Source organism: Streptomyces sp. NPDC050504 (genome assembly GCF_044458065.1).
GTDB lineage: Bacteria > Actinomycetota > Actinomycetes > Streptomycetales > Streptomycetaceae > Streptomyces.
This window is the reverse complement of sequence record NZ_JBITHO010000002.1, coordinates 631,251-644,308: the sequence shown is the minus strand read 5'-3', so window position 1 is coordinate 644,308 and position 13,058 is coordinate 631,251. Positions and strand designations below refer to the sequence as shown.

The following is a 13,058-nucleotide window of genomic DNA, read 5'->3' as shown; positions in this document are numbered from 1 at the left end:
GCGCCCCCAGACTGTGGGCCTTTCCGCACCCCCCGCAAGCAGCCCATGACCCGTATCAGCTAGTGAACAGGGCACGCCCATGTCTCGGACTTCCGCGCCCCCGCCGCCGACCGGCAAAAGCGAGAACAAGGTCGACTCGGCGCTCACCCACGGCCTCAAGCAGCGCCATCTGTCGATGATCGCCCTCGGCGGCGTCATCGGCGCGGGGCTGTTCGTCGGCTCCGGCGCGGGCATCGCCGCCGCCGGCCCCTCGATCGTCGTCGCCTACGCCATCTCCGGCCTGCTCGTCATGCTCGTGATGCGCATGCTGGGCGAGATGTCGGCGGCCAACCCCGCGTCCGGCTCCTTCTCGGTGCACGCCGAACGCGCCATCGGCCCGTGGGCCGGCTTCACCGCGGGCTGGGCGTTCTGGTTCCTGCTCTGCGTGGCCGTCGGCCTGGAGGGCATCGGCGCCGCGAAGATCATGGTGGGCTGGTTCCCCGACTCGCCCGAGTGGGCCTGGGTCGCCCTCTTCATGGTGGTCTTCTGCGCCACCAACCTCGCGGCCGTGAAGAACTTCGGCGAGTTCGAGTTCTGGTTCGCCGCGCTCAAGGTCGCCGCGATCACCCTCTTCCTGGTCATCGGCATCCTCGCGATCCTCGGCGTCCTGCCGGGCTCCGACGCCGACGCGCCCGGCATGACCAATCTGACCGGCGACGGCGGCTTCCTGCCCAACGGCGTCGACGGACTGATCGTCGGCCTGCTCGCCTCGGTCTTCGCGTACGGCGGTCTGGAGACCGTCACCATCGCCGCCGCCGAGTCCGAGCACCCCGTCAAGGGAGTGGCGAGCGCGGTGCGCACCGCGATGTGGCGCGTGGCGATCTTCTACGTCGGCTCGATGGCGGTCGTGGTCACGCTGCTGCCCTGGGACGACCCGAACGTCGTCAAGGCCGGTCCGTACGTCGCCACCCTCGACCACCTCGGCATCCCCAACGCCGGCGAGATCATGAACGTCGTCGTGCTGATCGCCCTGCTCTCCGCGATGAACGCCAACATCTACGGCGCGTCCCGCATGGCCACCTCGCTCGTCGCGCGCGGCCAGGGCCCCAAGGCGATCGGCACGATCTCCGGCGGCGTGCCGCGCGTCGCGGTGCTGCTCTCCTCGGTCTTCGGCTTCGGCTGCGTGCTGCTCAGCTACTGGAGCCCGGACACGATCTTCATGTGGCTGCTCAACATGATCGGCGCGATCATCCTCGTGGTGTGGTTCTTCATCGCCGTCTCGCAGCTGATCCTGCGCCGCCGCACGGAGCGCGAGGCGCCCGAGAAGCTGGTCGTGAAGATGTGGCTCTACCCGGGCCTCACCTGGGTCGCGCTGGCCGGGATGGCCGGGGTGTTCGTCCTCATGCTGCGCCAGGAGGACACCCAGAAGCAGCTCCTCGCCACGGGCATCCTGACGCTGGTGCTCGCCGCCGTCGGCTACGCGCGCCAGCGGACGCGTCCGGCGGACGCGGCGGAGCGCGCGTAACTCTTGGCGCGTAGCTCTTACGCTCGCAGCTCGTAGCGACCTCGTGCGCACAGGACCCCCGGACCGCCTCCCTCGCGGTCCGGGGGTTCGTGCGCGGGGCCCCGTACCGGCCACATCGCAGCTCGCCGCTGCACGGGGATTGACGCCCAACGGCCGCTGTTTCAGTCTCGGTTGATGCGAATCCTGGCCGCAGGAGACCACTTCGTCCTCAACTCCCTCATCGTCGACGCACTGCGCCACGACCTGCCCGACGCCTTCGAACTGCGCGAACTCACGCTCCCCTGGCCCGTCGAGCCCCACGGCAAGGTCGCCGAGGTGGACGAGGCCAGCGGTACGGAGGACGCGCTGATCGCCGCCCTCGACGGGGTCGAGGTGTGCGTGACCCAGGCGGCGCCGTTCACCGAACGCGTCCTGGCCGCGGCCCCCGACCTCCGGCTGCTCGTCGTCTGCCGGGGCGACACCGCCAACGTCAACGTCCGTGCCGCGCGGGAACGCGGCGTACGGGTCTGCCACGCGCCGGGCCGCAACGCCACGGCCGCGGCGGAGTTCACCGTCGGGCTGCTGCTCGCCGCGCTGCGGCGGATCCCCGACGCGCACAACTCGCTGATCCAGCGGCGCATCTGGGACGGCGACGCGTTCACCTACGAGCGCTGCGGTCCCGAACTGGAGGACACGCCGGTCGGGCTCATCGGGTACGGGGCCGTGGGCAGCCGGGTGGCGCGCGTACTGGCCGCGTTCGGCGCGGAGGTGGAGGTGTACGACCCCTACGTGCGCGGCGACGTGCGCGGGATGCGGGCGCCCTCGCTGGACGCGCTGCTGTCCCGGTCGCGGATCGTGACGCTGCACGCCCGGCTGACGCCGGAGACCCGGGGCATGATCGGCGCGCGCGAGCTGGGGCTGCTGCCCAGGGGCGCGGTGCTGGTGAACGCGGCGCGCGGCGCGCTGCTGGACCACGAGGCGCTGTGCGACGCGCTGGAGAGCGGGCAGTTGGCGGCGGCGGCGCTCGACGTGTACCCGCAGGAGCCGCTGTCGCCCGACTCCCGGCTGCTGACGACGCCCAACCTGACGCTGACGCCGCACCTCGCGGGGGCGAGCCGGGCGGTCGCGGAGAAGGCCGCGCGGATCGGGGCGGCGGAGGTGGCCAGGTACGCGAAGGGCGCACCGCTGCGGCACGCGCTGCCGTAAGTCCTAGGGCCGCCCTAGGACCAATGGCCGATGATCTCCATGACCCTCCTGCTGCTAGCCTGCACTTGCATATAGGTTGCAATAAGGCAGACTGCAGTCGGAGGGCTCGGAGAACATGGCCATTTACACGCTTCCTGAACTTCCGTACGACTACGCGGCGCTCGAACCGGTCATCAACCCGCAGATCATCGAGCTGCACCACGACAAGCACCACGCGGCGTACGTGAAGGGTGCCAACGACACCCTGGAGCAGTTGGAAGAGGCGCGCGACAAGGACCAGTGGGGTGCCATCAACGGTCTGGAGAAGAACCTCGCGTTCCACCTCTCCGGCCACATCCTGCACTCCATCTACTGGCACAACATGAACAGCCCGAAGGACGGCGGCGGCGGCGAGCCGACGGCCGCGGACGGCGTCGGCGAGCTGGCCGACGCGATCACCGAGTCCTTCGGCTCGTTCGCCAAGTTCAAGGCGCAGCTGACCAAGGCCTCCGCGACGACCCAGGGCTCCGGCTGGGGCGTCCTCGCGTACGAGCCGGTCAGCGGCCGCCTGATCGTCGAGCAGGTCTACGACCACCAGGGCAACGTGGGCCAGGGCTCCGTGCCGATCCTGGTCTTCGACGCCTGGGAGCACGCCTTCTACCTGCAGTACAAGAACCAGAAGGTCGACTTCATCGACGCCATGTGGCAGGTCGTCAACTGGCAGGACGTGGCGAAGCGCTACACCGAGGCCAAGGGGCGCACGCCGCTCATCACCCCGTGACCCACGGGAACCCCGTGACCCACGGGACCTGAAGCGTCCTGCTCGTGATCGTCTTCTCAACCTTCACTTGCGGACGGAACGACGGAGGGCCCCCGCGAGGACGTGACTCGCGGGGGCCCTCCTGCACGCGGGGGCTACTTCGCGCCGGTCAGCCGCACCGTGCTGAGCACCTGGCGGACCGTCGCGTCCGGCACCTCGTCCTCCACTCCGCGCACCCCGACGAAGGTCCAGGAGCCGATCGAGCCCGTGCCGTCCTCGAAGGCGAAGACCAGCGCCTTGCCGTCGGTGTCGCAGCGGCCCTCGCGCGGCACGCCCGACGAGGTCGCCGTCACCACCGTGCCCTTGAGCCCCGACGGCGTGGTGTACCGCTCCACCGGGCCGTTGGCCACCTTCTTCCTGTCGGGCTGGCTGTACGCGCCGTACACCCAGAGCGCCGAACTGCCGCGCGCCGCCTCCTCGGTGTCGCGCGCGCCCTGCTCGCGGCGGACCCCCGTCTCGGCGAGCGACGCGGCCTCGTCGCGGCCGTCGCGGTCGGTGTCCGACAGGCACCACTTCTCCTTGAACACCGCAGTGGCGGAGAAGCCGATGAGCGGCTTCTCCTCCGGGTCGCGCTCGTCGGCGACGTAGCTGGCCCAGTCGGCGGACCTGCGGGTCCACTCGGGCGGCACGTCGTAGGCGACGCCCCGCTTCGCGTCGAGCACGGTCTTCCAGCCGGACACGGCCGGCTTGAGCCCCGGGTCCGCCGCACGGGGGTTCCCGCTGACCGCCGGGGCGGGCGCGGGGCCGGGGCGCGCGGAGTCCTCGGAACCGTCGTCCCGCAGCAGCAGCCAGGCGGTCACCGCGCACGCGACGACCACGGCCGACGCGAGGACGACCGCGACGGTGGCGGCCCGTCCGCTCCCCCGGCCCGAGGGCTCGGGCGGCTGGTACGGATCCGGCTGTCGGTCCTGCTGTCCTGGCCACATGGGAAGCAACCATAGAAGGGGGCCGGATTCCGGCGGCCGCCGGGCTCCCCGGCCCTCCGGCCGGGCCCGGGACAGCGTCCGTGCCGCTTTGGTTGCGGTCGATCCGGCCGATTCGTCGCGCGACGGCGGCGGTCGGGGAGCGTGCGGCCCGTGAGACGGGAGCGCCACGGGGAGCGTCCGCTGTACGGAGGGTATGCGGAGGCCTCACTCTCCGTACGGCAGTCGGGGCCTGCGGAGGGCCCCGGGGACGACGGGCCCCGCAGGTTAATCCAGCCGAACGGCTCGCGCACCCCGGTTTCTCGACTGGATCACGACTGCTCGACTGTCAGTCCCTCCTGCCATGCTTGATACATGAACTACACACACTGCCGGAAGCAGAAGGATGTGGCGCTGGACCCCGGTTGGGACTTCACCGGATGACGACGGCCCGCCCCCGCTGACCCAGCCCACCGCTCCCACCCCGCCGTTCCCCCCACACACACCCGGCCGCCCCGTCGCGGCCGGACCACACCCCGCAGGACCGCCCCCGCCGAACCGCTCTCCCGCCGCCCCGTCCGCTCCCGGCCTCCGGACCGCCCGGCCCCGTGCCGGGGCCGGGCGGGGGCCCCGGACGCGGGGCCGGACAGCGGGGCTCACTCGAAGCTGGGGTCCGCCGTGCGCGTCCGCTTGATCTCGTAGAAGCCCGGGGTCGAGGCGACGAGCAGGGTGCCGTCCCACAGCCGCGCCGCCGCCTCCCCCGTGGGGGCGGGGGTGACGACGGGCCCGAAGAACGCGATCTGCTCGCCGTCCGCGCCGGGCACCGCGATGACCGGCGTGCCGACGTCCTGGCCCACCTTGTCGATGCCCTCCTGGTGCGAGGCGCGCAGCTCGGTGTCGTACGCGTCGGAATCGGCGTACTCGATCAGGTCCGCCGGGAGGCCGACCTCCTCCAGCGCCTCGGCGACCGCCTCCTTCACGGGGCCGCGGCCCTCGTTGTGGAAGCGCCTGCCGAGCGCCGTGTAGAGCGGGCCCACGACCGCGTCGCCGTGCTTCTGCTGCGCGGCGATCACCACCCGCACCGGCCCCCAGGCCAGCTTCAGGCCCTCGCGGTACTCCTCGGGCACCTGGTCCAGCCTGTCCTCGTTGAGGACCGACAGGCTCATCACGTGCCAGCGGACCTCGACGTCGCGGACCTTCTCCACCTCAAGCATCCAGCGGGAGGTCATCCAGGCCCAGGGGCAGACCGGGTCGAACCAGAAGTCGACGGGCGTCCTGTCCGTCGCGGTGTTCTCGGACATCTCTCTCCTCATGGGTCGGACTTGGTGAGCGCAACACCGGCGGACAGCCCGGACATTCCCGCGAAAGGTCACGTGGGAGGATCGAAGCTGTTCGAACGAGACACGAAGGAGTGCCCGTGCCCGGTGAGAATCTGTCCCGCGACGAGGCCCGCGAGAGGGCCGAACTGCTGTCCGTCGACGGGTACGACGTGGCCCTCGACCTGCGATCCGCGGTCGGGGAGAGCGGCGACGCCATCCGTACGTTCCGCTCGCTGACCACGATCCGGTTCCGCAGCGCTTCGGCGGGCGGGTCGACCTTTGTCGACCTGCTCGCGCCGAGCGTGAGCGCGGTGACCCTGAACGGCGCGGAGCTGGACCCGAAGGCCGTCTTCGACGGCTCGCGCATCACCCTGGAATCACTCGCCGAGGGCGAGAACGTGCTGGTCGTGGACGCGCAGTGCGCCTACAGCCGGACCGGCGAAGGCATGCACCGCTTCGTCGACCCGGAGGACGGCGAGGTCTACCTCTACACGCAGTACGAGCCGGCCGACGCGCGCCGGGTGTTCGCCAACTTCGAGCAGCCGGACCTCAAGGCTCCGTTCCGCTTCGAGGTGACCGCGCCCGACGGCTGGACCGTGTGGTCCAACGGGGCCGAGGAGGCGCGGGACGGCGACACGTGGCGCTTCGCCGAGACGAAGCCGATCTCCACGTACATCACGGCCGTCGTGGCCGGTCCCTACCACCACGTCACGGACACCTACCGCCGCGGCGACCTGGAGATCCCGCTCGGCGCGATGTGCCGCAAGGGCCTGGCCAAGCACTTCGACGCGGACGACGTCTTCCTGATCACCAAGCAGGGCCTGGACTTCTTCCACGACAACTTCGACTTCCCCTACCCCTTCGGGAAGTACGACCAGGCGTTCGTGCCCGAGTACAACCTCGGCGCGATGGAGAACCCGGGCTGCGTCACCTTCCGCGAGGAGTACATCTTCCGCGGCAAGGTCACCGCCGCCGCCTACGAGCGCCGGGCCAACGTCATCCTGCACGAGATGGCGCACATGTGGTTCGGCGACCTCGTGACCATGGAGTGGTGGGACGACCTGTGGCTCAAGGAGTCCTTCGCGGACTTCATGGGCTCCTTCTCGATGACCGAGGCGACCCGCTTCACCAACGGCTGGGTGACCTTCGCCAACAACCGCAAGGCCTGGGCCTACCGCGCCGACCAGCTGCCCTCCACGCACCCGATCACGGCCGACATCCGTGACCTGGAGGACGCCAAGCTCAACTTCGACGGCATCACCTACGCCAAGGGCGCGGCGGTGCTCAAGCAGCTCGTGGCGTACGCGGGCCGGGACGCGTTCCTCGAAGGCGCGCGGCGCTACTTCAAGCGGCACGCGTACGGCAACACGCGCCTGGGCGACCTGCTGTCCGTCCTGGAGGAGACCTCGGGCCGCGACCTGAAGGCGTGGTCGCGCTCCTGGCTGGAGACGTCCGGGGTCAACTCGCTGACGCCGCTGGTGACGTACGACGCCGAGGGCCGCGTCACCGAGCTCGCGGTGCTCCAGGAGGGCGACGAGCTGCGCCCGCACCGGGTGGCCGTGGGCCTGTACCGGCGGGACGACGAGGGCGCGCTGGTGCGCTACGCGCGCGCCGAGGCGGACGTCGCCGGGGCGCGGACCGTCGTGCCGGAGCTGGCGGGCCGGGAGCGGCCCGAGCTGGTCCTGGTCAACGACGACGACCTGACGTACTGCAAGGTCCGCTTCGACGCGGGCTCGCTGGAGTCGCTGCGGGCGCACCTGGGCGACATCACCGACCCGCTGGCGCGCGCGCTGTGCTGGTCGGCGCTGTGGAACCTGACGCGCGACGCGCTGATGCCCGCGCGGGACTTCATCGCCCTCGTGCTGGCCCACGCGGGCCGCGAGAGCGACATCGGCGTCCTCCAGATGCTGCACTCCTGGTCGCAGACCGCGCTCGTGCACTACGTGGTGCCCGCGTGGCGCGAGGAGGGCGGGCGGGCGCTCGCCGAAGGGGCGCTGGCCGAGCTGCGGCGCGCCGAGCCGGGGAGCCAGCACCAGCTGACGTGGGCGCGCTTCTTCGCCTCCGTCGCCTCGTCCGACGCCGACTTCCAGCTGCTCGAAGGGCTGCTCGAAGGGTCCGCGAAGATCGACGGGCTCGACGTCGACCAGGAGCTGCGGTGGGCGCTGCTGTCGCCGCTGGCCTCGCACGGCCGGGCGGACGAGGCGCGGATCGACGCGGAGCTGGCGCGCGACGACACCGCGTCAGGGAAGCGGCACCAGGTGCGGTGCCTCGCCTCGCGTCCTTCCGAGGCGGTCAAGGCCCAGGCGTGGGCGGCCGTCGTGGAGTCGGACGCGCTCTCCAACGCGCTGGTGGAGGCGACGATCGCGGGCTTCGTGCAGGCGTCGCAGCGGGAGCTGATCGCGCCGTACGCGGCGAAGTACTTCGACGCGATCGAGCGGGTGTGGACCGAGCGGTCCATCCAGATCGGCATGGACGTCGTACGGGGGCTGTACCCGGGTCTCCAGGCGTCCCCCGAGACGCTGGCCGCGACGGACGCGTGGCTGACGGCGCACGAGTCGGCGGCGCCGGCGCTTCGGCGACTGGTGCTCGAAGCGCGGGACGACCTGGCGCGGGCGCTGCGCGCGCAGGGCGCGTAGGTCGGGGACGGGGTTCCCGGGGGCGTCGTCGCCCCCGGGGCCCCGTCGCCCGGGGCGGGCCGCCTTTCGCCTGCGGCGGGCGGGGTGGCGAGCCCGCCGGGCGGGGGCGGTGCCCTGCGGGCCGGTGGAGGCTTACTCGCGCAGTTCCCCGCGCCCCTGACGGGGCCCTGTGCGGAACGGCCCCGTCCGGCACAGGTGCGCCCCTTTAGGGGCGCGGGGAACTGCGCGACCAGCCCACCACCGGCTCGCCGCCCCACCCCGTCACGCGCAGCGATCCTCGGCAGTCGAACGTGCGTACTTTAGGACGGGAACGTCCGGTTTTGTCGACGAGCGTGTAACACGCGTTAGCGGGGCCCCGTACAGCGGCATATCCCGCGCATGAACCACAACACCCCGCTCTCCCCCCGCCCCCTCCGTCACCTCTCCGAGGTCCAGAGCCGCGTGCTGAGCGCCGCCCAGCTCAAGGCGCACGGGGTCTCCGCCGCGCGGACCTCGGCGCAGTGCCGGCCCGGCGGCCCCTGGCAGCAGTTCCTGCCCGGCGTGTACCTGCTGCACCCCGGCCCGCCCACCAGCGAGGAGCGCCTGAAGGCCGTGCTGCTCTACGCGGCGGCGCGCGAGAAGGGCCCCGTCCCCGGCCAGTGCGGCGAGAACGGCGTCCGCAAGCCCGACGCGGTGATCACCGGCCTCGCCGCCCTCGCCCTGCACCGCTTCTCCTCCGCTCCCCCGCTGCGCTCGCTCGACCACATCGACGTCCTCGTCCCCCGCACCCGCCGCCTGCGCTCCACCGGCTGCGCGCGGCTCGTGCGGGCGCACGCGGTGCCGCGGGCGCAGGAGATCACCGGGGTGCCGGTCGCACCGGTGCCGCGCGCGGTCGCGGACGCGGTCGCCGAGCTGGTCGACGCCGATGCCGTACGTCGGCTGCTGACCGAGGCGGTCCGGGGCGGGCACTGCGAACCGGTCACTCTGGTACGGGAGTTGACCCGGGCCAGGCTGCTGAGCCGGCCCCACGTGGTGGACGCCGTGGAATCCATCCTCGCCGAGGGGCGGGCCATCGCCGAGGACCGGCTCTACGAGATGGTGCGGTCCTGCGGGCTGCCCGACCCGATCTGGAACGTCGACCTGCGGCTGCCCGGCGGCCCGCACCTCGGGGGCCTCGACGCGTACTGGCCCGACCAGGCGGTAGCGGTCGAGCTGGACACGCGGGCGCCCAGGCAGGACGAGGACGTCAACGCGGTCGAGCGGGAGCTCGGGGAATGGTCGGAGTACGCGCGCAAGCGCGAGCACTTGGAGCGGCTCGGCATCACCGTCGTCCACATCACGCCGAAGAAGCTGCGCGACAGCCTGGAGCAGCAGGCGACCGTCGTGCGGACCGCGCTGATGGCGTCGACGGACCGGGACCCCGCCGCCTACGTGGTCGTGCTCCCCCGGTAGCGCTCGGCGGCGCGGCCCAGCGGGGGCTTGCCCCGCCACAGGTCGAGGCCGATGTCGACCAGCTCGACCCGCTCCAGGGCGGCCACGCCGGAGAGTTCGTGCCAGGCCGCCAGGTCCGTCGAACCGCCCTGCTCCGGGCGCAGTTCGCCGCCGGTGACCCGGCCCTCGTAGACGATGCGCAGCCCCTGGAAATCGGCGAACGTCCCCAGCCTGCGGGGGTATTGGCGCTTGATGGAGTCGAGGCCGAGCAGCCTGGTCGGCTCCAGCGCGTAGCCGGTCTCCTCCGCGACCTCGCGGACCACCGTGTCGAGCGGATCCTCCCCGTGGTCCATGCCGCCCCCGGGCAGCGTCCACCGCTTGGCGCCGTCGCGCGCCACCCAGCGGGCCAGCAGGATCTTTCCGTCGCGTACGCACACGGCGTACGCGGCAACTCGCAACTCCTTGTTCATTCAGTGAGGTTAGAGCAGTGGGGCTGAAAGTTCGTGGTCAGAACCAATATGTGGGGTAGCGGCGGCCCGTCAGGCGGGAGCCCGCCGCGCCCGCCGCGACCAGCAGTGCGGAGGCCAGGGCCAGCAGGCCGAGGAAGGGCCAGGCGGGCGGGGCCTGGAGGGCGACGATCACCGCCGTGGCCGCGGCGGGCGAGTGCGGGGTGCGGGCGAGCAGCATCACGCCGAGCGCGAGCCCGCCCGCCACCGCCGCGGCCCAGGGGCCGGGACCGGCGGCGGCGAGGACCGCGAAGCCCGCCCCGGCGGAGAGGAGTTGACCGCCCAGGACGCTGCGCGGCTGGGAGAGCGGCAGCTCGGGCGCGCCCGCCACCAGGGCCATCGACGCGGCCAGCGGGGGTATCAGGAGGGGCTGGTCGAGGAGGGTCCCGATGCCGACGAGCGCGAGGAGGGCGAGGGTGCTCAGCGCGGTGGCGGCGAGGGCCGCGGGGACCGCGGTGCGGGGGCGGGCGCGGGACGGGGCGGGGTGCCCGGTGGGGGCGGTGGTCTGCACTGCGGTCACTGCTGTGTTCCTTGCGGTACGGGAGGGTTGACGGGCGAGTACGAGGGCGGCGACCAGCGGAGGGGGCTGGCCGCCGGGGTCTCGACGACCTCGTCGACCGCGAACCGGGTGGTGCGGCCCGTGTCGGTGTAGTCGGTACGGGCCGTACCGGTCAGCTGGAGCGTGGTGCCCGTCTCCCAGTCGAGGAAGAGCAGTCCGGTGCGGGGGTCGCGCTCCAGGTTGCCGAGGGTCAGGAACATCGCGTTGCCCGGGTAGTCCTGCCAGGTCAGTTCGGAGGGGGACGCGACCCGGACGAAGCCGGGGTTGCCGCCGCGGTGGCTGGCGTCGACGCCGTCGGCGGTGCCGGTGCCGATGAAGAAGGTGTCGGCCGCGCGGAGGAACGCCCGCTGGTCGGGGGTGAGGTGCGGGGTGCGCCGCGCGGCGGGGGCGGCGGCGGGGGTAACGGGGGCCGGGTCCAACAGCTCGCGCTTCTGGAGGTACTTGGGGCAGTTGGCGAAGACCCGCTCGGCTTCGACGGTGAGGCCCCGGGGGGACGGGGACGCGATGCCGTTGAGGCGCATGCGGCGCCTGGTGCGGGGGTCGAGGGCGATCGTGCCCACGGGGGTGCCCGCGGGGAGGTCCCGGGCCGGGTGGGACGCGTCCTCGACGGCCACGGACACGGTGTGCGGTCCCGTGGCCCGTACGAAGCCGGGGGCGCCCGTGAGGAGCGAGGTCCACATGCGGCCGTCGGGGGCCGCCGCGGCGAGGACCAGCATGGGCTGGAGTTCGAGGAAGGCGGCGGCGACGGGTTTGATGCCGGGGCCTATGGAGCGGCCCACGTGGGCGGCGGCGTCCCGCACGCCCACTCGGTCCTGCACGGCGAGGGAGCCGTGGTGGTACGCGGTCATGGACGGTGTCCGTTCGTCGTATGGGGTTCCGTCGCGCAGGGGTGGGTGGGTACGTGCGGCACCTGCCCCACCCTCGCGCAGTCCCCCGCGCCCCTATCGGGGCGCCCGTGCTGGACGGCCCCGGTGCGGCGGACCGCCTAGGGGCGCGGGGAACTGCGCGACCGGCCCGCCGCCGGGCCGCGGGTGATCGCCCACCCACCCACCCGTTCGCGGGGCAACGTCTAGAAGAACCCGCACGTGGGCGCCGATTCCTTGGGCGCGCCAGCGCCCTCCGCGCCGGTCGCCGCGTAGATCTCCAGGCGCGTGCCGTCCGGGTCGTGGAAGAAGATCCCGCCGGACGCCGCGCCCTCGCGGTGGGCGACCACTCCCTCGTAGGCGAACTTCACGCCCTCCTCCTTGAGGCGCGCCTCCGCGGCCCGTACGACCTCGATCGACTCGGCCTCGAAGGCGAGGTGGTGCAGGCCCGCGCGCGTCGGGTCGTACGCCGCGTCCGCCTGCTCCCAGAGCGTGACGACGAGGCGGCCGTTCTGTCCGAGGAAGGCGAAGCGGCTGCCCTCCTCCTTGCCCTCGTTGAGGAGTTCGAGGCCCAGCGCCAGCTCGTAGAAGGCGATGGAGCGGGAGATGTCGGTGACGTTCAGGCCGACGTGGCCGGTGGACAGCGTGCTGGTCGCGCTCATGGGACGCCTCTCTCGATGTCTGCCCGATGCCGTTCGGGGCTAACCGTTGAAAGTGACTTTAGAGGTTAGAAGTCGAGGGCGTCAACCGGTCACGTAGCCTTGAGGGGTTAGCCGACAGCCGGAAGGGAGCCCTCCATGATCGCCGCGCCCCACGCAGCCGACCCCCGGCCGCTCATCGGAGAGCCGCTCTCCCTCGACCTGCTCAACACCCGGTGGAACCACGACGGGACGCCCCAGGACCTGCTCACGGGGGTGGAGGGGCTGGCCGTCTGGCTGGCGAGCGCGGGGCTCGCGGAGCGGTTCGCCGCGGACGGGCCGACGCTGGAGCGCACCCGCGTCGCACGGGACGCGCTGCTCGCGGCGGTGGACGGGCCCGGGGACGGGGCGAGCCTCGCGCGGGTGGACGGGGTGCTCGCGCACGGGCGGATCAGGGCGACGCTCGACGCGGCGGGGCCCGGGGAGCGGGCGGAGTTCGCGGAGGCGTCGTGGGGGCCGGGGTGGAGTGCGGCGCGGGACTACCTGGAGCTGCTGCGGGCCGCGCCCGACCGGATCAAGGCGTGTGCGCACGAGGCGTGCATCCTGCACTTCTTCGACACCTCGCGGAACGGGACGCGGCGGTGGTGCTCGATGGCGGCGTGCGGGAACCGGGCGAAGGCCTCGCGGCACTACGCGCGGACCAAGGGGTGACGGGGGTCGAGGGGGGGGCGCCGCGC

The 13,058-nt window shown here is 72.6% G+C and carries 12 protein-coding genes; 6 read left to right on the top strand and 6 right to left on the bottom strand.

What is annotated here, in order from left to right; translation table 11 throughout:
* Window positions 1-79 precede the first annotated feature (79 nt).
* The 3 genes from ACIBNE_RS08730 to ACIBNE_RS08720 all read left to right on the top strand — a co-directional run bounded on the left by ACIBNE_RS08730 (window position 80) and on the right by ACIBNE_RS08720 (window position 3,449).
* Entirely contained in the window at window positions 80-1,504 is a 1,425-nt protein-coding gene (locus ACIBNE_RS08730; RefSeq protein WP_399270744.1) for an amino acid permease, read from the top strand.
* A 174-nt stretch (window positions 1,505-1,678) separates the two neighbouring features.
* A complete protein-coding gene (locus ACIBNE_RS08725) occupies window positions 1,679-2,689 on the top strand; it encodes a 2-hydroxyacid dehydrogenase (protein ID WP_399270743.1) in 1,011 nt (336 codons plus the stop codon).
* 115 nt (window positions 2,690-2,804) lie between these two features.
* Window positions 2,805-3,449 (top strand): superoxide dismutase, encoded by a 645-nt coding sequence (locus ACIBNE_RS08720; RefSeq protein WP_399270742.1) that lies wholly within the window; start codon window positions 2,805-2,807, stop codon window positions 3,447-3,449.
* A gap of 134 nt (window positions 3,450-3,583) precedes the next feature.
* Here the strand turns inward: ACIBNE_RS08720 and ACIBNE_RS08715 are convergent, their stop codons facing one another.
* On the bottom strand, window positions 3,584-4,414 hold the full coding sequence (locus tag ACIBNE_RS08715; protein WP_399270741.1) for a hypothetical protein: 831 nt from the start codon (window positions 4,412-4,414) through the stop codon (window positions 3,584-3,586).
* Between the two features lie 632 nt (window positions 4,415-5,046).
* Entirely contained in the window at window positions 5,047-5,691 is a 645-nt protein-coding gene (locus ACIBNE_RS08710; RefSeq protein ID WP_399270740.1) for a DsbA family protein, read from the bottom strand.
* A 116-nt stretch (window positions 5,692-5,807) separates the two neighbouring features.
* Here ACIBNE_RS08710 and pepN point away from each other — a divergent pair, with 116 nt between their 5' ends.
* Together pepN and ACIBNE_RS08700 are read left to right on the top strand one after the other, a co-directional pair.
* On the top strand, window positions 5,808-8,345 hold the full coding sequence (pepN, locus tag ACIBNE_RS08705) for an aminopeptidase N (protein WP_399270739.1): 2,538 nt from the start codon (window positions 5,808-5,810) through the stop codon (window positions 8,343-8,345).
* A 378-nt stretch (window positions 8,346-8,723) separates the two neighbouring features.
* Complete coding sequence (locus ACIBNE_RS08700) at window positions 8,724-9,776, top strand: hypothetical protein (protein WP_399270738.1); 1,053 nt, start codon at window positions 8,724-8,726, stop codon at window positions 9,774-9,776.
* Here the strand turns inward: ACIBNE_RS08700 and ACIBNE_RS08695 are convergent.
* The 4 genes from ACIBNE_RS08695 to ACIBNE_RS08680 all read right to left on the bottom strand — a co-directional run bounded on the left by ACIBNE_RS08695 (window position 9,752) and on the right by ACIBNE_RS08680 (window position 12,345).
* Window positions 9,752-10,225, bottom strand: a complete 474-nt coding sequence (locus ACIBNE_RS08695) for an NUDIX hydrolase (RefSeq protein WP_399270737.1) — start codon at window positions 10,223-10,225, stop codon at window positions 9,752-9,754. The two genes, ACIBNE_RS08700 and ACIBNE_RS08695, sit on opposite strands and share 25 nt — an antisense overlap.
* A 37-nt stretch (window positions 10,226-10,262) precedes the next feature.
* Window positions 10,263-10,781, bottom strand: coding sequence for an HPP family protein (locus ACIBNE_RS08690; RefSeq protein WP_399270736.1), 519 nt, complete (start codon window positions 10,779-10,781; stop codon window positions 10,263-10,265).
* Complete coding sequence (locus ACIBNE_RS08685; protein ID WP_399270735.1) at window positions 10,778-11,668, bottom strand: pyridoxamine 5'-phosphate oxidase family protein; 891 nt, start codon at window positions 11,666-11,668, stop codon at window positions 10,778-10,780. Before ACIBNE_RS08685 ends, ACIBNE_RS08690 begins: the two co-directional genes overlap by 4 nt.
* Window positions 11,669-11,889: 221 nt before the next feature.
* Complete coding sequence (locus ACIBNE_RS08680) at window positions 11,890-12,345, bottom strand: VOC family protein (RefSeq protein ID WP_399270734.1); 456 nt, start codon at window positions 12,343-12,345, stop codon at window positions 11,890-11,892.
* Window positions 12,346-12,480: 135 nt separating this feature from the next.
* On the opposite strand from ACIBNE_RS08680, the gene ACIBNE_RS08675 reads away from it, so the two are divergent.
* The gene (locus ACIBNE_RS08675) at window positions 12,481-13,032 is read left to right on the top strand and encodes a CGNR zinc finger domain-containing protein (RefSeq protein WP_399270733.1); all 552 of its coding nucleotides are present in this window, start codon (window positions 12,481-12,483) and stop codon (window positions 13,030-13,032) included.
* Window positions 13,033-13,058: the final 26 nt, after the last annotated feature.

Excerpts from the sequence above, each read along its gene's own strand:
- ACIBNE_RS08730 (WP_399270744.1), top strand. The coding sequence starts at position 80 with ATGTCTCGGACTTCCGCGCCCCCGCCGCCGACCGGCAAAAGCGAGAAC.
- ACIBNE_RS08725 (WP_399270743.1), top strand. The coding sequence starts at position 1,679 with ATGCGAATCCTGGCCGCAGGAGACCACTTCGTCCTCAACTCCCTCATC.
- ACIBNE_RS08720 (WP_399270742.1), top strand. The coding sequence starts at position 2,805 with ATGGCCATTTACACGCTTCCTGAACTTCCGTACGACTACGCGGCGCTC.
- ACIBNE_RS08715 (WP_399270741.1), bottom strand. The coding sequence starts at position 4,414 with ATGTGGCCAGGACAGCAGGACCGACAGCCGGATCCGTACCAGCCGCCC.
- ACIBNE_RS08710 (WP_399270740.1), bottom strand. The coding sequence starts at position 5,691 with ATGTCCGAGAACACCGCGACGGACAGGACGCCCGTCGACTTCTGGTTC.
- ACIBNE_RS08700 (WP_399270738.1), top strand. The coding sequence starts at position 8,724 with ATGAACCACAACACCCCGCTCTCCCCCCGCCCCCTCCGTCACCTCTCC.
- ACIBNE_RS08695 (WP_399270737.1), bottom strand. The coding sequence starts at position 10,225 with ATGAACAAGGAGTTGCGAGTTGCCGCGTACGCCGTGTGCGTACGCGAC.
- ACIBNE_RS08685 (WP_399270735.1), bottom strand. The coding sequence starts at position 11,668 with ATGACCGCGTACCACCACGGCTCCCTCGCCGTGCAGGACCGAGTGGGC.
- ACIBNE_RS08680 (WP_399270734.1), bottom strand. The coding sequence starts at position 12,345 with ATGAGCGCGACCAGCACGCTGTCCACCGGCCACGTCGGCCTGAACGTC.
- ACIBNE_RS08675 (WP_399270733.1), top strand. The coding sequence starts at position 12,481 with ATGATCGCCGCGCCCCACGCAGCCGACCCCCGGCCGCTCATCGGAGAG.